Here is a 22,926-nt window from a genome sequence, read left to right as displayed (position 1 = left end):
AGGACACCCCAGAGAAACCGATCTCTCCAACACTTAGAGACGCAATGACCAGTATTTTTGACCAGAAGATCGATCGCAGAAACACTCATTCTCTTAAATGGGATGAGATGGAAAGTCGCTATGGCATCAGTCCTGATGACGGTTTGCCGATGTGGGTTGCAGATATGGATTTCCGCCCCCCGCAAGCCGTGAACGACATGGTTGCCCGTGCTGCGGAGCACGGCATTAACGGCTATTACGGCAATGATGCGCCTTACAAAGAGGCTGTCATTTCCTGGATGAAGCGTCGTCACCAGTTCGATGTCTCTCCAGACTGGATCACAACAGTGCCCGGTGTTGTGGCTGGTTACTCCATGGCTATTCAGGCGTTTTCTGAGGAAGGTGATGGCGTCCTGGTGTTCTCACCAGTTTACCACGCATTTGGCCGCGCTGTGCGGGACAACAACCGCCGCCTTGTAGAAAGCCAGCTGATTGAGCGTGATGGTGCTTATTACATGGACTTCGACAATCTGGCTGATCAGGTTGATGAACGCACCAAGATCCTGTTGCTGTGCAGCCCTCACAACCCGGGTGGCCGTGTTTGGACTGCAGAGGAACTGACCCGCATTTGCGAGTTCTGCCTTGAGCACAACATCTTGATCATCTCTGATGAGATCCACCACGATCTCATTCTGGATGGCTCCAAGCATGTGGTCACCTCGACCTTGTCTGAGGCGATTGCAGAGCGGACGATTACATTTACATCTGCCTCCAAGACCTTCAATCTGGCCGGTTTTGCGACAGCTGCATGCATCATCAGCAACAAAGAGCTGCGTGATAAAATCCGCAAGGTCTTTACAGCTTGTGGAGTTCACGCCACCCCGCTCGGCTCACAGGCTACAACTGAGGCGTACAACCATGGCGATGAGTGGCTCACTGAGGCTTGCGATTACATTGCAGCCAATCAGGAGCTGCTGATTGAAGGGCTGGAAGCTGCTATCCCCGGCGCTAAAGTGATGCGCATGGCGAGCACCTATTTGCAGTGGGTCGATTTTAAAAATGTTGACCTGCCGTTTGATGAGATCGTCGCTCGAATCCAGAAGCAAGCGAAGGTCGCTGTCAACATCGGCAGCACGTTTGGAAAAGGCGGAGAAACGTTCCTGCGTTTCAATCTGGCCTGTCCAAAATCGACTGTTGAAGAGGCTATCAAACGTTTGGAAGATGTTTTTGCAGACCTTCGCATCCAAACAAACGCTTGATTTCAAATCTATATTTTGAGTTATCAAAGATACGCCCATTTCTGGGCGTATTTTTTTGTGAGGTCGTGACAATTATCACACACATATGCTATTAAATGAGTCATATTGAATTTATAGAGTTCAACGGCTTCCCCGGCTTCAGAACTCTCAGAGTTTCGCGATAGCCTTAAAGCGGTACTCGTTGTTCACGCAAGCTTTCATAACCAGTGCTTCCCCGGCGCTGGTTATGTCGTTTCTGGGTCTGCTTTTATCTCCGGATCACACTCTACCAAACTGGCAGCAGCTCCTTTGACAGGTGCAGGCAGTTTACTGTGCAGGCTTTTGTGAGGGAATTGGCGCGGTCCCACGCTCTTTCAACATGGATGCAATTGAAGGTGGCAGTTCTAGCGGAACTTCCAGCAGTGGCACGCTCTCTGAGACTTTCACGCGTGGTGACTCCTCGGTCTCATCCTGCAGGACCAGCTCAGGCTCTTCAACCCGGGCTGTGATGCCGTAGTTTTGCAAGAGCACTTTATCCAGACTTGCCAGAAATCCTCTTATACGGCGGGCATTGGTGCCAAAATCATGGCTGCCGAAACGGGACGCAGAGCGGATATCCAAAAGTGTACCTACTCTATCGGGCTGGATGCGAATGGCGACATCATCCTTCAAAGAGAAGTAAGGCATGCGTGCTTCCATGAGCAGGTAGGTGGGCTCATCCGGGAAACCCGCGGGTAACTCGTAAATCACCTTCCACCCCATGCTGGAGGCGACGCTGGAAACGGCGTTGTGCAGCTCAGGAGGAGGCAGGCGGAACCGGCGCGGGACGATGTCTGGATAGCTGGCCTTTTGCATGAGCTGCTTGTCCTGCCCGATTTCATCATCAATACGATCTCCGGCAATCAGCGCAGGCGGCTCATCCATATCTGTTGAGACATCATTGAGTGGCGGGAACAGGTAGAGTCCCAGTGTGGCGATGAAAAGCGGGGCGAGGACGATGGCACCATAAAACGTGCCCAGAAAGCTGTTGCCAAACCCTTTGCCGCCGTTGCTCCACAGATCAACCACGGCCATGGCGGCCAGCACAATGGCAGCAGCCCCCATGAAAAAGCCGATCACGAAGAGAACGAGCAGCACCTCTGTGTTGAACAGCTCGAAGTAATGGCCTGCAACGGAGAGAATAAGAAACGGAATCGCAATTGCGCCGATACGACGACTGCGCAAGGCAGTGCGGGAATGTCTTGAGGGCAATTGCAGGGTCATTCTATCCCACTCTCTTCAATCTGCAGCTCAGAGTTTAATGTAACCATTCGGCATGAAGGTTACAGCTCTTTACTTTACGATACCAGATACTAGCAGTTCAGAATTACCGAGGGTTGAATACTGCTATTATTTTCGCGCAGATTTTGAAAGAGGGAGTTGCGGCGGGTGAACCGCCGCATTCGGGAGACGTTATTAAGCAGCAGCGCCCTCACCTGCCGCCTTCAGGCCAACCAGGTTTACAAGATCAGTCAGGCTGTCGAGCAGGTGATCACAGTGATCCTTCAGCTCTTCGGCAGTCAAAGCGCCAGTTGTTACGGCAACCCGTACCATGCCAGCGTTTTGGGCTGCATGCATGTCGTGAAGGCTGTCACCCACCATGGCGATGTGCTGAGGCTCGATACCTGTGTGCTCTGCAAATCCAAAAAGCTGGCCCGGTTCTGGTTTTTCACCATGTCCGCTGTCGTAGCCCACAACGAAGGTGAAGTAGTCGAGAATGCCGAGGCGCTTCAGCTGCGCAACGGCGCTTGCTTCTGTGCCATTTGTCGCCAGACCGATCGGCAAACCAGCTGCAGCCAGAGCCTTGATTGATGATGCTGTATCATCAAATGCTGCAACACAGTCTGCCGCATGGTCCAGAATAAGGTCTTCTATACGATCCAGAAACGCGCGGTTGAACTCAACACCAAGATGATTGGCCCATGGTTCGCTGTAACCGCTTGGCGGATTGGTCAGAATAGGGCTGCCCGGTTCGCAGGCACAGCTGGCGTAATCAAACTTCACGAGACGACCCAGTTCAGTAGCCAGCTTCAGATTTCCATCTGCCAGATCCATCAGAACATGTTGGAGCACCGTGCCCCATGTCCTATTGAAATCAATGAGAGTTCCATCGCGATCAAACAGTACGGCGCGCACGTTCATTGTCATTTTCCTTCAGCGCATTTGACGGCTTATATGGGAGACCGTCTTCGGGCGATTACCCGAGCAGAATAGTTCTTATGCAAGCGGCTCAATCTACGCACTTATACAGAGTATTACGAGCACCAATCACTATGAGCGATGCTAATCAATCGGCCACAAGCTTCTTGGCACACTAAATACACAGTTTTTTGTCAGTTTCGCAGTCAGGGAAATCGCGGCCAAATGTCACTCAAAATAGCCTGATACATTAATGGTTTAGTCGCGATAATTTTAACTAGCTCACAACCTGAGATCCTATCCTTTTGTATAATAATAATAATTTACGGAAAGCCTGCTGAGCAATTAGTTAACGTCATGTTTCATGCATTCAAATTGCTGAGTTTATTGGGAAATTCCCCCCTCGAAATTAGATTGGCTTTTTTAGTTTTTTTGGCGCTAACATATTCATGCCCGATTTGAGTATCACTCCTGCATATGAGCTGACGCTTATATCGGGCTATCCGGCTACTCATTCCGGATAAGCATCGCGATTTCTGCAACACAACTTGTCCCAAGGGGACGGACTAAAATGGCCTTCGGAACGACTGAGCAACAAAAGAAAAACGCTAAACCTGATCTGGACAAACTTTATCGTCCAGTGGGCATTCAGGCTGTCAATGCTGCAAACTGCTGTAACGGTAAGCAGAAAGAGGCATATCAGCCTAAGGTTCAGGAAGAATACCCTCTTCCGACTGACTGATGCGTCAGGGGCTACAAATCAGAAATTCCAGCTTGTTTTTCAAGAACCGAATTGCTTGATTATGTATTCCAATCACATTGATAACTGCTTCAATGCGTAAGTCACGTCTTATTTGGACATGGCTTTCCAGAAACTTGATGGCCTGAACGGACATCTGGTTATCTGAATAAAAAAGGCGACCCGCAGGATTGCGAGCCGCCTTATTTTTTGCCTGACCTGCAGAAGCATCAACCGTTACGTCTTCTGCGTAACGATCTCGCAGCCCTGCCCCATATCTATATATGCTTTATATAGCGGCTCATGTTCTGGTGCTGATAAATGACGAAGCGCACCACGTTTGAGATGCGCTCAGCCTTCATCTGAAATGCATTATGGATACAGACGCACTTTATCCCATTGATCTTCTGCGCTGTCTCTTTTGAAGACAAATCTGTCATGCAGACGGAAGGCACGGTCGTGCCAGAACTCGATTTCCAATGGTTCCAAAATGCAGCCGCTCCAATATTCGGGGCGCGGAATGTCACCAACAGCGTACTTGGCAGCGTATTTGGCAACTTCTTTCTCAAGCGCGAAACGGCTTTCCAATGGACGGGATTGTTTGGACGCCCAGGCACCAATGCGGCTTTTTCGTGGCCGTGAGTTATAGTATTCGTCGGCCTGGTCTTCAGTTACGTGGATAACGTTGCCACGTACCCGGACTTGCCTGCGCAAGCTTTTCCAGTGAAAACACAAAGCAACCTTAGGGTGAGCAAGAATTTCACGGCCTTTTGTGCTTTCAAAATTTGTATAAAACACAAAACCCTGTGGACTGTAACCTTTAAGGAGTAACATCCGTACATTGGGCATGCCATTCTCATCTACAGTCGCGACTGACATGGCATTAGGATCATTAGGCTCGTTCTTTTCTGCAAGTGCAAGCCATTCACCAAATAGTTGAAAAGGAACCTCTACGCTTTCGGAGTAACTATTTGTAAACTTTTCTTCCAGATTTTGGATGTCACCATTCATAGTTAATAGTCCCTTTAGGATCCTCACACTGTGGATGAACCGGAATTCGTTAAAGCAACGGATTCAACCTGAGGCTCTAGTAGTAATATGGCAGTTTTGTATAGCAAAAAAACCCGTTTACGCCAGTCGTGTTTTGTCTCGGCTGCGCTCTTGCTGACACTTCCTGCATGCACTCAAATGTCCATATCTGTGAACAACAGTGAGTATCAAGAACCTCTGAACCTGACAGAGACAGTTGATACCAAGCAAAAGGTCGCGGATAGCGAGATTCATCGCACCGACCGTACGGTTATTACGAATACCATTGAGGAAGCTCTGAACGAGAACAGGCAAACCAAGCACCGGTTTGCCCCTATGGCCTGGACGAATCCTGTCAGCGGCAATAGCGGCACAATCACCTCTCTCATGTCTGTTGATAAAACAGAAAGCATTGCGGGTTGTACCGATTTTGTGACCAGCGCGAACACTGTTGGCGGCGTCAGAGCCTATCAGGGGCGCAGCTGCCCTGATACCAATCATAAAATGAAGATTGTCCAACTTGCTCCGTTCCAAACAGATGCAACGGTCACTGAATAACTCTTCCTCGCTTCAGTTTCGCAAATGCGATGTAGCCTACTAGATTAAAACCACTGAAATACTCACGTCTGATTAGCTAAGTTCGGCTACGGCTGCTTGCGCCTCATCGAACTCAAGGTTATGTAATGGGTGAGTAATAAACTGCCCTTATTTCAATTTGATGGATGACGATGAGAGATCCCTATTCTGTTCTTGGTGTTAGCAAAAATGCCAGTGAGGCAGAGATCAAGAAAGCGTTTCGCAAACTGGCAAAACAGTTCCACCCAGACCAGAATGCAGACAATCCAAAGGCTAAGGAGCGCTTCTCTGAAGCGAACCAAGCCTATGAAGTTTTGGGCGACAAAGATAAGCGCGGACAGTTTGATCGCGGTGAGATAGACGCGGAAGGCAAACCGAAGTTTTATGGCGGCCCGGGTGGTGGCGGTGGCTTCGAAGGTTTCCGTAATTCAGGACGTCGTGGTGGTTTCCGGTTTGAGCAGGGCTTTGGCGAAGGTCACGGCGGTCCAGGCGGACCTCAGGATGCCGGCGGTTTTGACGATATCCTAAATGATATTCTTGGTGGCTTTGGCGGCGGCAAACGTCGCAGCGCAGGCGGTGGTGAATCTCATTTCCATGCTGGCCCGACCAAGGGAGCTGATGCCAACCTGATTGCACGGGTGACACTTGAAGATCTTGCCCACCACGGCAAGGTTCAGGTGAAGCTGCCAAGCGGCAAGACTGTGAATGTAAAAATTCCGGCTGGTACGCAGAGCGGCGACAAGATCCGCCTGAAAGGGCAAGGTTTTGCTTCTGCCAAGAGTGGTCAGGCTGGTGATGCACTGGTAGAAGTTCGCATTTCCACGCACAAGCTCTTCAAAGTGGATGGAGAGGATGTTCGTGTTGATGTCCCCCTCACCCTTTATGAAGCCGTTCTTGGTGGCAAAGTACGCATTCCAACTCTCAGCGGTGCGGTTAACCTGACAATTCCTGCCAACACCAGCAGCGGAAAGACCATGCGCCTGAAAGGCAAGGGTCTGCCTAAGAAAGAAGGTGGCCATGGCGATCTTCTTGTTGGGCTTGAGATTGTCCTGCCAGAACAGACAGATGAAGAACTTGAAAATCTGATGCGCGTCTGGAAAGAAGTGAAGCCGTATTCGGCACGCGGTCCAGAGTTCGACTGATCATTACCAATGAGAAAGGCGGGTCACCCCGCCTTTTATTTTGCCACGCTTTGAATTTCTCAAAAGCTATGTGCTTCAACGAGCAAAGCTAAGCTTCGATTGCAGCTAAGCTGACTGGCGCTACGCTGTCATCTGGAACAAAGAAATCTGGCTGCAGATTCACTTTCGGATTCACGCGGTACTTGTCAAAATCGGTCATACCGTTTTCCGCCAGCAATGTATCATCAATGAAGAAGTTGCCAGTGGTGTCTGCTGCCGGTTTTGTGAAGATCAGATGCGCGGCATCTGCCAAAATGTCTGGCGTCCGGCTTGCCTGAACCATCATATCGCCGCCAAGCAGATTCTGAACAGCAGCCGTGGCAATGGTCGTGCGCGGCCAAAGAGCGTTTACAGCAATCTTCTTAGAGCGCAGTTCTCCGGCAAGTCCCAGTACAACAAGGCTCATGCCGTATTTGGCAATGGAGTACGGTGTATGGTTCTTAAACCACTTCTCCTGCATATCCAGCGGCGGAGAAAGCATCATGATATGCGGGTTTTCCGCTTCTTTCAGATACGGGATCGCCAGTTTAGAGCAGAGTAAGGTGCCGCGTGTGTTGATCTGGTGCATGAGGTCAAAGCGCTTCATGTCGATTTTCTGAACCGGTGTCAGGTTGATCGCACTGGCATTGTTGACCACAATATCGATGCCGCCGAACTTCTCAGCAGCTGCCTTCATTGCATCGTCGACGCTCTCTTCACTGCGCACATCAACCACGAGCGGGAGCGCCTGGCCTCCGGCATCCTCAACCTCTTTGGCCGCTGTGTAGATCGTTCCTTCCAGCTTCGGATGCGGTTCTGCCGTTTTTGCAGCGATCACAATGTTCGCGCCATCTTGCGCTGCCCGCTTGCCAATCGCGAGACCAATTCCACGAGATGCACCGGTAATGAACAGTGTTTTACCCTTCAGATTTCCCATGTTTCCCCCAAATTCCTGAAATAAGATGCGGCGGTAAAACCGCATCTGAACGAGTTAAGCTTTGCTCATGAACTTCATGAAGGCTTCGCGAGCCTCATCAGATTTAAGCAGCTCAGCAAAGAGACCGATTTCCTCAAAAATGCGGTTTTCAAGCGGCTCACGCTTGCCACGCAGCAGCTCTCTGGAAATGCGCAAGGCGTTTTGAGGCTTGGATGCAACCTTCTGCGCTATCGCAAGCACACGGTCTTCCAGCTCATCAGGAGAGACCACGTGATTTACGAAGCCTGCTTCTTTTGCCATCTCGGCAGTGAAGCTCTCACCCAGTGCCAGCAATTCGAACGCTTTGTGGTAGCCCATTGTCTCTGGGCCGATCAGCGTTGAGCCTGCTTCAGGAATGATGCCGAGATCGGTAAACGGTGTTTTGAAGAGCGCATTTTCCGTAGCAAACACCATATCGAAGTGGAACAGCATGGTGGTGCCTACGCCGATAGCAGGACCATCGATACCCGCGATGACAGGTTTGGATGGCTCGTGAAGTGCACCGAGGAATTTGCCTACGCCGCCAGCTTCCAAGCCTTCGCCGGACATTGCGGCCTTGAGGAAGTCTGCAATATCATTGCCTGCGGTGAAGACACCCGGACGGCCAAGCATGACATGGCAGCGGATGCTTTCGTCTTCTGTCTTCAGCGCGTCTGCCATATCCATGTACATGGCTTGTGTCAGTGCATTTTTCTTTTCTACGCGGTCCATGCGGATGATCTGGACTGCGCCGTCCCGTTCAATACTGATCATGTGTCCCTCCCAAACTGATTGGTGAGGCCTGTTCAGCCTCACCCTTTAAATACGGTTGACTGCCTCTTGGATCAGGCAAGTTCAGCAGCGTCGAATGCAAGGATTGCTTCAGCTGCGCGTGTTACGTCGTCTTTCAGCGGAGCGCTCTCACCCAAAACAGTTTCTGCAAAGCTGCGCGCCATCAGGTAGCGCGGCTTCTTCAGCGTCTCCGGTGCATCCTTGGATGCCAGCGCGCCTTTTGCCAGCAAGCCTGCGCCTAGGGTGATACCTGCCAGACGCAGGTATGGCGTCGCGCCTGCAAGCGCTTCAGGAACCTTCCCATCGGCCTGCGCGGCCAACATCCATTCGGTGGCGGTTTCCAGATCAGCAACGGCTGCATCAAGCTTGGTGCCAAGATCACCCAGCTCGCCGGTGTTGTCGGCGTTCACACTCGCTGCGATCTCTTTGATCTCAGAGATGAGGCTGCGCACCTGATCACCACCGGACATTGGCAGCTTACGCATCACAAGATCGATGGACTGAATACCGTTGGTGCCTTCATAGATAGGAGCGATGCGTGCATCACGGAGATGTTGGGCTGCGCCGGTTTCTTCAATGAAGCCCATACCACCGTGAATCTGGATACCAAGCGAGGCGACATCCACCCCAAAGTCGGTGGAGAGTGCTTTTGCGATTGGTGTGAGCAAGCCAGCACGCTCTGCCCAGAACTTCTTTTGGTCCGCATCTGGTGCAACTTTCGCCATGTCCAGCGCATGCGCACAGGCATAACAGATTGCTCGGGCAACCTGCGTCTGCGACTTCATTGAAAGAAGGGTACGTTTAACATCCGGGTGAACCGCGATCGGGTCCATACCATCGGTCTTTGACCCAACGCCGCGGCCCTGTTTGCGGTCCAAAGAGAATGCCAGGGATTCCTGGAAGGCACGCTCTGCGATGCCGAGGCCCTGCACACCTACTGCGAGGCGGGCGTTGTTCATCATGGTGAACATGCAGGCCAAGCCTCTGTTTTCCTCACCGATGAGCCACCCAACGGCACCGCCCTTATCGCCAAAAGACATGGTGCAGGTTGGAGAGCCGTGGATGCCGAGCTTGTGCTCCACACCAGCTACGGTCACGTCATTCTTTTCGCCCAAACTGCCATCGTCGTTGACGAAATACTTTGGCACAGCAAACAGCGAGATACCACGCGTGCCAGCTGGCGCATCCGGCAAACGAGCCAGCACCAGATGGACCACGTTGTCTGTCATGTCATGGTCACCATAGGTGATGAAGATCTTCTGGCCAGAGATTTTGTAGGACCCGTCTCCCACTGGCTCTGCCTTGGCACGTAGAGCGTTCAGGTCTGAGCCTGCTTGTGGCTCAGTCAGGTTCATTGTGCCTGTCCACTCGCCACTGGTGAGCTTTTCGAGGTACTTTGCCTTGAGTTCCGGGGAGCCGTGCTTCTCAATAGCTTCTACAGCGCCTGTGGTAAGTGTTGGGCACAAGGTAAAAGCCATGCTGCCCGCATTCCACATTTCGAACACGGCAACGTGGAGCATGTTTGGAAGGCCCTGCCCTCCGTACTCCGGATCACCTGTCAGCGCGCTCCAACCGCCCTGTCGCCAACTGGTGTAAGCCTCTTTCCAGCCCGGAGAGGTTTTGACGCTTCCATCGATCAACTGTGCCGGGTTTTCATCTCCAACCCTGTTGAGAGGTGCAATCTCTTCCTCTGCAAACTTTGCGGCCTCGCCCAGAATAGCTTCGATCAAATCATCTGAAAGCTCTTCTTGTCCCGGCTGCGCCTGAAGCTGTCCTAAACCTGCTACTTCTTTCAGCGTGAATACAATTTCACTCAGTGGTGCACGATACATTTTGTTTTCCTCCCCTTCTAAAGCCGCCTGCCTTCCATATAGGGCCAGCAAACTGCCTTAGAGATGTATTTATGCGTAGTCCTTGCCGACAGCTGGCGGTCACTCCTCGGAAATACACGTATGTTCGTGCATACTCTCATCCGAAAACCGACGCTCACTTCTCGGGAATACGCTATAGCGACTTGACGAATTGGCTTTTGCCCATCAAAAGGCCGCTACAGAATTTTTCCTGTTTGGGACAGTAGTGTGATTAACCTATACGTCAAGCGTCCCTTAGAGGCAGGTAGCCCCCTACATTCGTCTTAGTAAGAAAGAAAAGGTATGAAACTCTGGCGCTTAAACCCATCTGACACCCAGTTGGAAGACACACAAATTTTCCAGGATATTTGCGGTGCGCTGAGCGATGGTAAACTCGTCGCGATACCTACTGAGACTGTGTATGGACTGGCAGCAGATGCAACCAACGGTAAAGCCTGTGCTGGTATATATGAGGCGAAAGGACGCCCAAGTTTCAACCCTTTAATTTCTCATATAGATAGTCTGGAAGCTGCACAAACCCACGCTTTTTTTGATGACCGTGCTCTCAAACTCGCCGAGGCCTTCTGGCCGGGTCCGTTGACTCTTGTGTTGCCAAAGCGACCAACCAGCCCGGTCTCTGACCTTGCAGTGGCAGGCCTTGAAACGATTGCGCTTCGAGTACCTCGTTCAGAGGTGATGCGGGCATTGTGCAAGCATACGGGACGCCCGCTGGCCGCACCTTCGGCCAACCTTTCTGGACGGATCAGCGGCACGACTGCAGAAGATGTTATCAACGATCTTAAAGATCACTTGTCTTACCTCATCGATTCCGGGGCGACCTCTGTTGGGGTTGAATCAACAATCGTTTCGCTTGTGGGCGACCGCCCAACACTTCTGCGACCTGGCGGCCTTGCCCGTGAAGATATTGAAGCTGTGCTTGGTGAAACACTGGTGCGGGCAGGAACAGACGACAGCGCCCCGATGGCGCCGGGAATGCTGACATCCCACTACGCCCCCAACTCTCACATTCGCCTGAATGCAGAGGATGTGGCTGAAGGGGAAGCGTTGATTACCTTCGGTGCTGACCTGCCCGAAGGCTCAGATAAAGCTGCCAAGCTGGTTCCACTCAGCGACTCAAAAGATCTGACAGAGGCTGCTGCGCGTTTGTTTACAGCACTCCGTCAGGCCGATCTTGGAGAAAACGGAAAAATAGCAGTCATGCCAATCCCTCATCATGGACTGGGCGAAGCTATTAATGACCGACTTGCTCGCGCTGCCGCTCCCCGCGATTAAAGACTCTCTTGAGTACTGAAAACAGGTAGCGCTTTGCCTTCTTCTTGGTATTTACCCAAACCCTCTCCGCCGCAAGCCGTTGAGAGCACAGGATAACTCCCCCTGAATACTTTGGGTTTATTGTACTATTTATTGTATTTATGCAACACTACAAGAATAGGTGTTAACCTTTTCTCTTTCCACTCAGTATGAATTCAAGGAGAGGACGAATAATCAGCGTGCAAATTTAAAGAATTGGCTCAATATTACAGTCATGTATTTCTTAGAGATGCAGCGGACCTCCCCCACGAGCAACACAGATTGCTCGCACCTTTAATCCGGGGTTGCGTGTTATACACGCACTCCGGATTTTTCTTGTCTTACTCACGGGACAGCTGGGCATTCCACGCAGGCATAACCACTGAGATTTATCGGCACCTCATCCCAATTACCGAGATAAACTGGAGGGGTGTACAATTGACAGACTGCTCGGCAATGTGGACTTGTATATGTAATTCGCCCAATTTTTCACAGGATTGGATTTAGGTGCCATCACACTAGAGTAAGTGTGCTCACTTCACGCTCCAACTTCGCTACTGGAACGAGCTCTAAAATTGGCTGTGTACCTGACTTCATTTTTAACGGGTTCAATATCTTGAGTACTTTGCTGCTGCACCATCAGGCTTTTTTAAATCATCTTACTCCGCTTGGTCATCCAGAACGTCCCGACCGTTTGCGGGCTATTGATCGTATGCTGGAGAACGAAAGGTTCTTCATGCTGGATCGCGATATTGCGCCATTCGGAACGTTTCAAGATATTGCCCGGGTTCACAGCTCTGACTACATCAACTCCATCCACAACATGAATCCTGAAGAGGGGCTCATCGACTTTGCGCCAGACACCAATCTGTCTCCGGGCAGCTGGGAGGCGGCGATGCGAGCTGTGGGTGGCTCTACACGCTGTGTGGATGAGGTGATGAGTAAACGCGTTTCCAACGCTTTTGCGGCATGCCGGCCTCCAGGACACCATGCGGAGTCAGCTCTTACCTCTGGTTTTTGCCTGTTTAACAATGCCGCAATTGCAGCCCGCTATGCACAGGACGTTTATGGGCTTGAGCGTGTGGCGATCATGGATTTTGACGTTCACCACGGAAACGGCACTCAGGAAATCTTCTGGAACGACCCAACAGTGATGTACACCTCCACTCACCAGATGCCGCTGTTTCCAGGCACCGGTGCCGTGAATGAAACGGGTGAGCACAACAACATTGTCAACGCCCCACTCACGGCAGGCGATGATGGAACCCAGTTCCGTGAAGCCCTTGATTACGCGATTTTGCCGCGCATCCGTGAATTCTCACCAGATCTGATCATTATCTCCGCAGGTTTTGATGCTCATGAGCGTGATCCACTTGGTGGCCTGCGCCTCACAGAGCTGGACTTTGCGTGGGCGACCCGCAAACTCATCGAAATTGCAGATGATTGTTGTCAGGGACGTGTCGTTTCGCTTTTAGAAGGTGGGTATGATCTGGAAGGTCTTGCGCGATCTGCCGCCGCTCATGTAATGACATTGATGGATTACTAATTGGGAGTGCACCTACTCCCGACTGAGCGAGGACAGTTTGGTGACAGAAGAAGCAGCCGGTTCCATTGAAAACCTTTCCTTTGAGCAAGCATTAGCTGAGCTGGAAACCATTGTTCGCAATCTGGAACAAGGCAACGTGCCTCTGGAAAAGAGCATTGAGCTTTATGCTCGAGGTGAAGCCTTGCGTGAGAAGTGCGATGGCTTGCTCAAAGCTGCTGAAGAGAAGGTAGAGAAAATCCAGATGAACACATCTGGAAACGCAGTTGGCACAGAAGCGCTGGACGAGCAATAAATTTAGCCAATATGGAATTGAAATTCTAGTTCCAAACACAATAACTAGAATTCTCTCTCCAGTACACGCGTTCATTTTTTCAACAGACCCCGCCTTGAGCGGGGTTTTTGTTTGCACCTGATTCATCAGGAATGCTGTTTTACTTAAATGATAAAAATTTCGTGATAATTTATTATTTAGCCTACTAAATAAAATTGGACAAAAACTATTGAGCATATAACACACCTGTTATTCTAGTGAGCCGATAAGTTTTAATTGGAACAATACTTAACCGGAGATATTTCACAGAATATTATTTCAAGACAGAGAATACAAAGCACTGGATAGATCGTATAACCGACCGGACGGTCTAGTTTAAATCGACAAGTATTCTTCATTTATCGCCGGATATTGGTATAGGCAAAAAAAAGGGGGCTACGAAAACCGTAGCCCCAAGTCGATCACTGTGCACGTGGCCCCATCGACCACACATTCGACATAGGACGTTTCGTCGCAGATTGCATCACCCCATGGGGTGACAAAAGCGCAATTAATACTAGCAAATGAAAAAAAATACGTTCTCATCCCCTATTGACACAGGTTTTGAAGAGGCATCCCTACAAAAGGACCTAGCATAAACGATCAATTATTCATGACAGGCAATTGCACAGAGGGCAGGCTTGCTATAATCGTGGTCAATTACGGAAGACAGTCGTTTCGGCCATAATTTAGAACATATGCCATGGTCGGGTCGTTCTGTGTTAAGCTGCCAAATAGTCAAAAGACTTAAGAAGACCCTGATGTCCCTGCTAGATCAAATTCAAAACCCATCTGATCTCAAAAAGGTCCCCGAGGACCGCCTTCAACAAGTTGCTGAAGAGCTTCGAGAGGAGATGGTTGATGCTGTTTCTGTTACAGGAGGGCATTTAGGAGCTGGATTAGGTGTTGTTGAACTCACCGTTGCACTCCACCATGTCTTCGACACGCCCAAAGATCGGTTGATCTGGGATGTAGGACACCAGTGTTACCCGCACAAAATTCTGACTGACCGCAAAGAGCGTATTCGCACACTGCGTCAGGATGGCGGCTTGAGTGGCTTCACCAAGCGCTCCGAGAGTGATTACGACCCATTTGGCGCTGGACACTCTTCCACTTCTATTTCAGCTGGCCTTGGCATGGCTGTGGCCCGCGACCTTGCCGGTGGCGACAACAACGTGATCGCTGTGATTGGTGATGGCGCGATGTCCGCTGGCATGGCTTATGAAGCCATGAACAATGCGGGTGCGCTGAACTCGCGCCTGATCGTTATTTTGAACGATAATGACATGTCGATCGCTCCACCTGTTGGTGCCCTTTCCGCGAGCCTCGCGCGTCTTGTTTCCGGCAAGACTTATAAGGGCTTCCGCGAGGCAGCTAAGCAGGTCGCGAGCGCATTGCCAAAACCTCTGCAGGAAAAAGCAGCGCAGGCAGAAGAGTTTGCCCGCAGCTTCTTTACCGGCGGCACATTGTTTGAAGAGCTTGGCTTCTACTATGTTGGCCCCGTTGATGGGCACAATCTGGATCATCTTTTGCCTGTCCTGAAAAACGTTCGGGACGCTAAAGAAGGTCCAATCCTCGTTCATGTGGTGACCCAAAAGGGTAAAGGCTATCTGCCTGCTGAGAACGCCAGCAACAAGTATCACGCTGTTGCCAAGTTTGATGTTGTGACAGGTGAACAGTCCAAGCCGAAACCGAATGCACCTGCCTACACTCGCGTTTTTGCCAATGCGTTGATTGCAGAAGCAAACAAAGACGAGAAGATCGTTGGCATCACAGCCGCGATGCCGGACGGAACTGGCCTGGATGTGTTTGAGAAAGTTCATCCAACCCGCATGTTCGATGTGGGTATTGCTGAGCAGCATGCTGTGACATTCGCTGCTGGCCTTGCTTCTGAGGGCTTCAAACCGTTCTGTGCGATTTACTCGACCTTCCTTCAGCGTGGCTACGATCAGCTCATCCATGATGTTGCAATCCAGAAGCTGCCTGTGCGCTTCCCGATTGACCGCGCTGGTCTGGTTGGTGCGGATGGCGCAACGCATGCTGGTTCATTTGATACTGCGTTCCTCTCCTGCCTGCCGGGCATGGTAATCATGTCACCTGGTGATGAAGCAGAGCTGGTTCATATGGTTTCCACTGCTGCGGCTTATGATGAAGGCCCGATTGCCTTCCGTTATCCACGCGGTGAAGGCATTGGCATTGATCTGCCGGAAGTCGGTATGCCTCTGGAGATCGGCAAGGGTCGTATCGTAAAAGAAGGTTCCCGCGTTGCTCTGGTTTCATTGGGCGGTCGTTTGCAGGAAGCCTTGAGGGCTGCCGATACACTTGATGCAGCGGGTCTTTCAACAACGGTTGCTGATGCACGCTTTGCCAAACCGCTTGATACAGAGATGATCGGGCGCCTTGCCAAAGAACACGATGTCTTAATCACCATCGAAGAAGGCTCTATTGGCGGCTTCGGAAGCCAGGTGCTTCAGTTCCTTTCTGACAACGGCTTGCTTGATGGCTCTCTTAAAGTTCGCAGCATGATCCTGCCGGACGTTTTCCAGGACCACGCAAAGCCTGAGACCATGTACAAAGATGCCGGATTAGATGCATCAGGGATTGTACACCGGGTCTTTGAAACCCTTGGTAAAGCAGAGGATTTGCCGTTAAGGCTGGTGTAGAACATTGTATTTGTGTTCATAACTCATCAAAAAATTAAATGAGGGGCAGCTTTCGCTGCTCTCCTTATTTTCTTTTTGCATATGATATGTAGTGTGACTCCAGTTTTACATCGTTGGCTGGTGCGCGCATGATACTGCTGCTTGCAACCTTTGCGTCCTTGATGCTGTCCACCGCCCTGATTCTTGCAGGGCATGGACTTTCTTCGACGCTTATCCCCCTCAAAGCTGATTTGGCCGGATTTGGAGACCTCCAGATTGGTCTGATCTCGTCCAGTTTTTACATTGGCTTTGTGATTGGGTGTCTGTTTGGTCCGTTTCTCATTTTGCGGGCCGGTCATATCCGTGCATTTGCTGCACTGGTTTCTTTGATGTCTGGCGCCGCACTGCTCCACCCTATCCTGGTGGACCCTTTGGCGTGGGCGCTTTTCCGCATCATTACTGGTGTGTGTTTTGCTGGCATCGTTTTGGTTGTTGAAAGCTGGTTGAATGACCGGGCAACTAATGAGAACCGTGGCACAGTCATGTCGCTTTACATCATCTGCTATCTGGGTGCGACCATGGGTGGCCAGCTGATGATTGTGGGCTTTGACGTTAGTACCTTTGTGCCATTTGCAATTGCGTCAATTTTTGTCAGTGTTGCGGTGGTTCCCGTTGTGCTCACCAAGGCAGTACAGCCGGCTCCAATTACTCTGGTACGGTTCCGCCCAATCAACCTCTATCAGACCTCAGCTGTGGCGCTGATTGGTTGTTTGCTGATTGGTCTTGCCAACAGCTCCATGTGGGCACTGGCGCCGCTATACGCCAAGCAGATCGGCTACAGCACCAACGAAGCAGCGTATTTTGCTGCGGCCATCGTTCTAGGTGGTGCGATTACGCAGTGGCCGATTGGTCGTCTGTCTGACCGCGTTGACCGTCGTATCATTATTTTGCTCTTGGGCTTTGGTGCGGCAGCGGCAGCTCTGGTCCTCTTTACGCTTGAGAGTGGAAACTTTTGGACTACATTCACCGTATTCCTGATCCTGGGCATGGCCAGTCAGCCGACATACGCGATTGTTGCTGCCCACGCCTTCGACTATGTGGAAGCAGAAGACTACGTTGAGACATCTTCCGGTGTTCTGATGTCGAACGGAATCGGGTCGATGATTGGACCAACCGTTGCAGCAGGCCTGATGTTCAGTATCGGCCCTGAAGGGCTATTCATATGGGTGGCACTTGTTGAAGTCACTCTTGCCCTCTTCGTTGTCAGCCGCCTGGTTATTCGCCCTGCGGACGAGGATCTGGAGAAGACAGACTTCGAATACGGTGCAACATCCAACATGGGTGCTGTGCTTACGCCTGATCCGCTAGATATCGAAGATCCTTACGTTATTCCGCCTGAAGAGTTCCCTGCCTATGAACAGGATGAGGGCATGGCGTCAGAAGAAGTTGGTGATTTGCCAAATCGCAATGATGAGGATGAAAATCCGCCTACAACTGATGAGACTCAGGATAATTCCAGATTCCCTTCTGGCTGAGTGTAGACACACTCAGCGGAAACAACTAAGAAAGACCCATGGTCAAGCCGAGTAATACATTACATGTACTCAGAAGCGAGCGACATCCGCTCGTCTTGCTTGCTGGCGTTGCGATGCTGGCCCGAGTGCTATTGCTTGTCTTGAGTTTTTCCGGCGCGACTGCTGATCCTTCAGTTGCTGCGCTCATGCAATTGTGTGCCCCTTCAGGCGGCTCGCAGATTGCAAAGGTCGAAGGCTCCACTCACACCGAAAATCCGCTGGGAATAGGCTGCGATTGCACGTTCATGTGCCCGCATACGTCCAAACAGGCGACTTATTTTTCGATAGAGCCTGAGAGCTGGCAGAGTCCTACCCTCGTGGTTGCTGGTTCTCTCTCCCTTGATAGTGCTCTCGTAAATGACAGAAGCCTCCGTGGTCATAATTTCCTCATCCGAGCTCCTCCAGTCGCTTAAGTTTTTCTTCTTGATCAACAAAACCTGATTTGACTGATCTCTTCTGCCTGAGTTTACAGGTAGGGAGCTATTCCTTGGATGGATATTATGAAAACACGTGCTCTTCTTGTTGCAGCAGCTCTTGTTGCGTTTACTGGTTCGGCTGCTCTCGCGGACAGCATTCAGCATGGCGACCTGACCATTAAAGACGCATGGTCCCGCGCGACACCTCCAAAAGCAAAAGGCGCAGGCGCTTTTGTCTCTATCACTAACAATGGCAATGAAGATGCACACCTGACTGGTGCAGTTTCCGGCTATGCTAAGCGTACAGAAATTCACGAGATGGCTGTGAATGATGGCGTAATGAAAATGCGTAAGCTGGATGATGGAATTGTTATTCCTGCTGGCGAGACACTTGAGTTGAAGCCTGGCAGCTACCACGTCATGTTTATGGGCCTGAACCAAGCATTCAAAATGGGTGAAGAGCTCAAAGTTACTCTGGAATTCGAAAAAGCCGGTCCAGTAGAAGTGACATTCCCAGTTATGAAAATGGGTGCAAAATCCGGCAAAATGCACCACTAACCAATTGAACTGTGCACGGGTGGATTAAGATGAACGTTGCGAAAACAATTCGATATGGAGCGTGGGCTGCAGTCGCATTGCTCGTTGCCGCAGTTTCTGCTGTAACAGTGATGAAATTTGTGAAAGAGGATGTCCCGCAGGCTGCCACAGTGCAGATCGGTGGCCCGTTTGAGCTGGTTGATGGCAAGGGACAAGTCTTTACAGACAAGAACCTTGATGGCAAACCAACTCTGATGTTCTTCGGGTTCACATACTGTCCTGATGTCTGCCCAACAACCCTCTCTGATATGCAGGGATGGATTGATAATCTGGGTCCGAAGGCAGATGATCTGAACTTCGTTTTCGTCAGCGTTGATCCTGAACGCGATACACCAGACGTTATTGCAGATTATGTTGCTGCGTTTGGGTCTCACGTCGTTCCACTGACTGGCTCCGTCGACCAGGTTAAAAAAGTCGTTAAAGACTACCGCGTTTATGCGAGAAAAGTACCATTGGAAGACGGAGATTACACCATGGACCACACCGCAGCGGTTTACATGCTGAATGGTGACTTGGATTTCGTGGGAACCATCAGCTATCAGGAACCTGAAGAAACAGCGCTTCCAAAAATCAGAAAGTTGCTTGGTAGCTCATAAAAGTTTAGGGTGTCTGGGAATTCAGGCACCCTTTTTTGGATGAAGATATGAAAGATCATGCAGCTCTCTATGCTGGCACAGCTGCCGTTGGACTTCTGCTGATCGCAGCCACCGCATTCCTTTGGATGCGCTATGGCAATTTGCTTTTCTCAGACAAACTGTTAAATGCACTGGCTGGTTGCTTCGGCCTTTAGGCTAAGCTTTTAATCATCCCAGTCAGGTGACATATGCGGCTTGATCAATTCCTCGTCGAACATGGCTATTTTGAAACGCGTGCCCGTGCTCGTGATGCAATTTTGCGCAACACGGTCGTTATAGATGGTATGCCTGCAAAGAAGCCTTCGCAGAAGATCTCAGGCAAACCCAACATCACTATCGATGATCCGGCCTCTGACTATGTATCCCGCGCCGCATTGAAGCTCATCAAAGGCCTGGAGCATTTTGAGCTCGACCCTGCTGGTAAGGTTTGCCTCGATATTGGCGCCTCTACAGGAGGCTTCACGCAGGTTCTGCTGGAGCATGATGCTCAGATCGTTCATGCCATTGATGTTGGGCATGATCAACTGGCAGATAAGATTTCCAATAACCCAAGCGTTGTCCGTAAAGACGGCCTGAATGCCCGTGAGCTGACGCTTGAGCATCTTGAAGGCCAGCATCCGGAGTTTCTAGTTTCCGACGTGAGCTTTATCTCTCTGAAGCTTGCCCTCCCACCAGCTCTTGAGCTGGCTGCTGATGGTGCCTTAGGGGTCTTCCTCGTCAAGCCACAGTTTGAAGCTGGGCGTGAGCGGATTGGGAAAGGTGGTCTTGTTGCACCAGAGCTTGCAGAACAGATCTCTGTAGAGCTTCAAGAGTGGATGAATGCACAGCCGAGCTGGTCCGTGCTTGGTATTACTTCCTCCCCGATCAAGGGTGGTGATGGAAATGCCGAGTACCTGATGGCTTGCCAAAAGAAGCCATTATAGTTTTCGTGAAACCCTTCTCCCGAGGCATAGAGGTCTCGGGAAAAGGTGGTCCTGTGTGCTTTTAAGTTATGCGCGCAGCTGAGACACGAAGCCTTCCACGCGGTCTTTGAGTTCATCCGCAAGATCCGTCAGATCCACAGATGCCTTTTTCACACTCAAAGCAGAGTTGCTGGTGTCTTCAGCCGCTTTGCCAATGTCATTCACGCTGGCAAAGACTTCCTTGGTCCCATTGGACGCAAGTTCAGCGCTGCGGGCAATTTCACTGGTTGCCACGCCTTGTTCTTCAACTGCTGCGGCAATATTGGATGCCACTTCATCAAGCTCGCTGATGGTTTTGGAGATCCCTGCGATCTCATCAACAGCGCCTTGCGTTGCTTCCTGAACGCCGCTGATCTGTTCAGCAATGCTTTGGGTTGCCCGCCCTGTTTGATTGGCCAGATCTTTCACTTCATTGGCAACAACGGCAAAGCCTTTGCCAGATTCCCCAGCGCGGGCTGCTTCGATGGTTGCATTCAAGGCGAGAAGGTTGGTCTGATCGGCAATCGCATTGATGATGTCAATCACTTCGCCAATTTTCAGCACGGCCTCGGAAAGACCACGCACGGTGATGTTGGTTTGTTCAGACTTAGAGACAGCCACCGCAACCGTTCTTGAGGCCAGATCAACCTGCATCCCAATTTCGCGAATGGATGCTGTCAGCTCCTCCGCAGCAGAACTCACGGTTTGCACGTTAACAGAGGTTGCCTCAGCCGCATTTGCCCCTGCCTGGGCACGCGATTGTGCTCTTGAGGCAGCTGGCTCCAGCACCTCTGCATGTGACTTCATGCCTGTGGCCGCAGATGAAACAGTTTGAACAACACTGCCTACGCTCTTTTCAAAATCAGAGACAATCTTGATCCGCGTTGCCTTCTCAGCGGCTATGCGCTTGTTTTCCTGCTCTCTTTTGTCTGCCTCCATCTCCTTGACTTTGATGGCGTTGTCTTTGAACACACGCACAGCTGTGATCATGTCAGAGATCTCATCCTTCTGGCGGCGCTCCGAGATATCAACTTGCAGATTTCCTGATGCCAACTCACCCATAACCTGGGTCAGAGAAGAAATTGGCTTGCTCAACGAACTGGCAAATATCCATGCGCCCAGAGCTGCAAGGAGCGCGAGTACAACGCCCAAGACAGAGACAAGTGAGAACATCTGATTGGATGCCTCAAGGATTTTACTGCGTGGGATGGTGATGACCAGCAGCCATGGCTCTTCGGTTTTGGCAATACTGATTGGAACGCCCACTTGCAACATTTCAACATTACCGACTTCCGTGTTGGGTAGAATGCGCGTTTTTCCAGAGGTTAACGGCTCAAGAATTGCTTTTGAAAAACCAGCTGTATCAGCAGCTTTGGACACAAGCAGACTGTCTGGATTGGAAACAATTGTTCCGGAAGAGCTGATCAGTGTGAGGTAGCCCTCCTCATAAGGATGCATTCCATTCAGTCGCTCCTGAATATCAGAAAGAGCGATATCAACACCAGCAACACCGTCTCTAGCGCCAAAGCCATCCACCGGCACAACAAGAGACGTGATTAGGGTATCGACGCCACCAACAGAATAGATGTAGGGCTCCAGGATGATCTCATCGCCACTTCTTTGAGCAAGCAAGTAGTAGTCACCTGCTCCATCCTTTTCATAATCGACGAGTGCTTCCCGGCCTATCTGTCCACCTGAGCGGAACCAGTATGGGATAAATCGTCCGGTCTGGTCATGAAACGGCTTGTTGGCCCAGTCCTGATCCTTGCCATCAAACGCATCAGGTTCCCAAGCGGCCCAGCTGCCAATCAGCTGCTCGTTGCTCTGGAGGACACCTTTGAGGATCTCTGCTGAAGCTGCGCGATTGGCGTCCCCGCTTTTTCTGAGTGCGTCCAATGCATTGGCTGTATTGCGCGCAACAGCAAAAGATTGATCCAGTTCAGCTTTAACGACGGCTGCACTTTCCTTGGCAATTTCGTTTGAGAGCCTGATTGCTTGTTCTTCGATAACTCCTGCCCCAATGAACAAGACAGACCCCGATGAGGCAACCATCGACACCAGTGCAATCACGACAACCCAAAATGTCAATTTCCCTTTTAATTTTAAAGACGGCATTGAAAACTCCTACAGAACATCGCCGATTTTTTTGGGAAAGTTGCAGCCATAGAATGTATCACCATACGCATGCAACCCGCATATTCCGTTGGGAAATCGATCAAATAGACAAACAAAAAGTTTATTTCAGAGAACATTTTAAATAGATCGGCAAAATCTATTCAGAAACTCAGTATAAAGTGTCGCTCAGCACGCCTATACAGTAATTTTCCACATTACCTTTGCGTCACAGACGATGACTTCCCCTAGATCAAATCGAAGACTAAACATCGCCATCCAATCACGCTCGAACGGAATGCCAAACTTCGCGACATCAAGCATTGCATGTATCGGAGCGGCGCTG

General features: G+C 50.7%; 21 protein-coding genes. 14 read left to right on the top strand and 7 right to left on the bottom strand.

Annotated features, from left to right (window positions below):
- Nucleotides 1-44 precede the first annotated feature (44 nt).
- Complete coding sequence (locus tag PsAD26_RS08030; RefSeq protein WP_063309958.1) at nucleotides 45-1,238, top strand: MalY/PatB family protein; 1,194 nt, start codon at nucleotides 45-47, stop codon at nucleotides 1,236-1,238.
- Nucleotides 1,239-1,544: 306 nt separating this feature from the next.
- Here the strand turns inward: PsAD26_RS08030 and PsAD26_RS08025 are convergent, their stop codons facing one another.
- Together PsAD26_RS08025 and PsAD26_RS08020 are read right to left on the bottom strand one after the other, a co-directional pair.
- Nucleotides 1,545-2,480: a DUF1499 domain-containing protein gene (locus PsAD26_RS08025; RefSeq protein ID WP_063309957.1), complete on the bottom strand. Its 936-nt coding sequence runs from the start codon at nucleotides 2,478-2,480 to the stop codon at nucleotides 1,545-1,547.
- Between the two features lie 192 nt (nucleotides 2,481-2,672).
- On the bottom strand, nucleotides 2,673-3,398 hold the full coding sequence (locus tag PsAD26_RS08020; RefSeq protein ID WP_208985569.1) for an HAD family hydrolase: 726 nt from the start codon (nucleotides 3,396-3,398) through the stop codon (nucleotides 2,673-2,675).
- Nucleotides 3,399-3,966: 568 nt separating this feature from the next.
- Between PsAD26_RS08020 and PsAD26_RS29665 the strand changes: the two genes are divergently transcribed.
- On the top strand, nucleotides 3,967-4,137 hold the full coding sequence (locus PsAD26_RS29665; RefSeq protein ID WP_167550269.1) for a hypothetical protein: 171 nt from the start codon (nucleotides 3,967-3,969) through the stop codon (nucleotides 4,135-4,137).
- A 369-nt stretch (nucleotides 4,138-4,506) separates the two neighbouring features.
- Here PsAD26_RS29665 and pdxH read toward each other — a convergent pair whose 3' ends face one another.
- Entirely contained in the window at nucleotides 4,507-5,124 is a 618-nt protein-coding gene (gene pdxH / locus PsAD26_RS08015) for a pyridoxamine 5'-phosphate oxidase (RefSeq protein WP_181952034.1), read from the bottom strand.
- Nucleotides 5,125-5,322: 198 nt separating this feature from the next.
- Between pdxH and PsAD26_RS08010 the strand changes: the two genes are divergently transcribed.
- Nucleotides 5,323-5,721, top strand: coding sequence for an RT0821/Lpp0805 family surface protein (locus PsAD26_RS08010; RefSeq protein WP_208985568.1), 399 nt, complete (start codon nucleotides 5,323-5,325; stop codon nucleotides 5,719-5,721).
- A 170-nt stretch (nucleotides 5,722-5,891) separates the two neighbouring features.
- Nucleotides 5,892-6,881, top strand: coding sequence for a J domain-containing protein (locus tag PsAD26_RS08005; protein WP_063310086.1), 990 nt, complete (start codon nucleotides 5,892-5,894; stop codon nucleotides 6,879-6,881).
- Nucleotides 6,882-6,969: 88 nt separating this feature from the next.
- Here PsAD26_RS08005 and PsAD26_RS08000 read toward each other — a convergent pair whose 3' ends face one another.
- The 3 genes from PsAD26_RS08000 to PsAD26_RS07990 form a co-directional block, all read right to left on the bottom strand.
- Complete coding sequence (locus PsAD26_RS08000) at nucleotides 6,970-7,836, bottom strand: NAD(P)-dependent oxidoreductase (RefSeq protein WP_063310085.1); 867 nt, start codon at nucleotides 7,834-7,836, stop codon at nucleotides 6,970-6,972.
- Between the two features lie 54 nt (nucleotides 7,837-7,890).
- Entirely contained in the window at nucleotides 7,891-8,628 is a 738-nt protein-coding gene (locus PsAD26_RS07995; protein WP_063309954.1) for a crotonase/enoyl-CoA hydratase family protein, read from the bottom strand.
- Nucleotides 8,629-8,699: 71 nt separating this feature from the next.
- The gene (locus PsAD26_RS07990) at nucleotides 8,700-10,478 is read right to left on the bottom strand and encodes an acyl-CoA dehydrogenase (RefSeq protein ID WP_063309953.1); all 1,779 of its coding nucleotides are present in this window, start codon (nucleotides 10,476-10,478) and stop codon (nucleotides 8,700-8,702) included.
- Between the two features lie 321 nt (nucleotides 10,479-10,799).
- On the opposite strand from PsAD26_RS07990, the gene PsAD26_RS07985 reads away from it, so the two are divergent.
- The 10 genes from PsAD26_RS07985 (at nucleotide 10,800) to PsAD26_RS07945 (ending at nucleotide 20,450) form a co-directional block, all read left to right on the top strand.
- A complete protein-coding gene (locus tag PsAD26_RS07985; protein ID WP_063309952.1) occupies nucleotides 10,800-11,789 on the top strand; it encodes an L-threonylcarbamoyladenylate synthase in 990 nt (329 codons plus the stop codon).
- A 643-nt stretch (nucleotides 11,790-12,432) separates the two neighbouring features.
- Entirely contained in the window at nucleotides 12,433-13,353 is a 921-nt protein-coding gene (locus PsAD26_RS07980; RefSeq protein ID WP_057465023.1) for a histone deacetylase family protein, read from the top strand.
- Nucleotides 13,354-13,393: 40 nt separating this feature from the next.
- Nucleotides 13,394-13,645 carry an exodeoxyribonuclease VII small subunit gene (locus tag PsAD26_RS07975; RefSeq protein ID WP_057465022.1) on the top strand — a complete coding sequence of 84 codons (252 nt, stop codon included), beginning with the start codon at nucleotides 13,394-13,396 and terminating at the stop codon, nucleotides 13,643-13,645.
- A gap of 779 nt (nucleotides 13,646-14,424) precedes the next feature.
- On the top strand, nucleotides 14,425-16,326 hold the full coding sequence (dxs, locus tag PsAD26_RS07970) for a 1-deoxy-D-xylulose-5-phosphate synthase (protein WP_063309951.1): 1,902 nt from the start codon (nucleotides 14,425-14,427) through the stop codon (nucleotides 16,324-16,326).
- A gap of 128 nt (nucleotides 16,327-16,454) precedes the next feature.
- A complete protein-coding gene (locus PsAD26_RS07965; RefSeq protein ID WP_063310084.1) occupies nucleotides 16,455-17,840 on the top strand; it encodes an MFS transporter in 1,386 nt (461 codons plus the stop codon).
- A 38-nt stretch (nucleotides 17,841-17,878) separates the two neighbouring features.
- Entirely contained in the window at nucleotides 17,879-18,292 is a 414-nt protein-coding gene (locus tag PsAD26_RS29310) for a hypothetical protein (RefSeq protein ID WP_153041467.1), read from the top strand.
- Between the two features lie 87 nt (nucleotides 18,293-18,379).
- Entirely contained in the window at nucleotides 18,380-18,853 is a 474-nt protein-coding gene (locus PsAD26_RS07955) for a copper chaperone PCu(A)C (protein WP_208985566.1), read from the top strand.
- A 29-nt stretch (nucleotides 18,854-18,882) separates the two neighbouring features.
- Nucleotides 18,883-19,488, top strand: a complete 606-nt coding sequence (locus PsAD26_RS07950; protein ID WP_063293796.1) for an SCO family protein — start codon at nucleotides 18,883-18,885, stop codon at nucleotides 19,486-19,488.
- A 47-nt stretch (nucleotides 19,489-19,535) separates the two neighbouring features.
- Nucleotides 19,536-19,682, top strand: a complete 147-nt coding sequence (locus PsAD26_RS29660; protein ID WP_164845264.1) for a hypothetical protein — start codon at nucleotides 19,536-19,538, stop codon at nucleotides 19,680-19,682.
- A 33-nt stretch (nucleotides 19,683-19,715) separates the two neighbouring features.
- Nucleotides 19,716-20,450 (top strand): TlyA family RNA methyltransferase, encoded by a 735-nt coding sequence (locus PsAD26_RS07945; RefSeq protein WP_063309949.1) that lies wholly within the window; start codon nucleotides 19,716-19,718, stop codon nucleotides 20,448-20,450.
- Nucleotides 20,451-20,516: 66 nt separating this feature from the next.
- Here the strand turns inward: PsAD26_RS07945 and PsAD26_RS07940 are convergent, their stop codons facing one another.
- Nucleotides 20,517-22,583, bottom strand: a complete 2,067-nt coding sequence (locus tag PsAD26_RS07940) for a methyl-accepting chemotaxis protein (RefSeq protein ID WP_063309948.1) — start codon at nucleotides 22,581-22,583, stop codon at nucleotides 20,517-20,519.
- Nucleotides 22,584-22,926: the final 343 nt, after the last annotated feature.

Origin of the sequence: Pseudovibrio sp. Ad26 (assembly GCF_001623285.1) — a bacterium.
Lineage (GTDB): Bacteria > Pseudomonadota > Alphaproteobacteria > Rhizobiales > Stappiaceae > Pseudovibrio > Pseudovibrio ascidiaceicola.
This window is presented reverse-complemented; position numbering and strand designations above follow the sequence as displayed.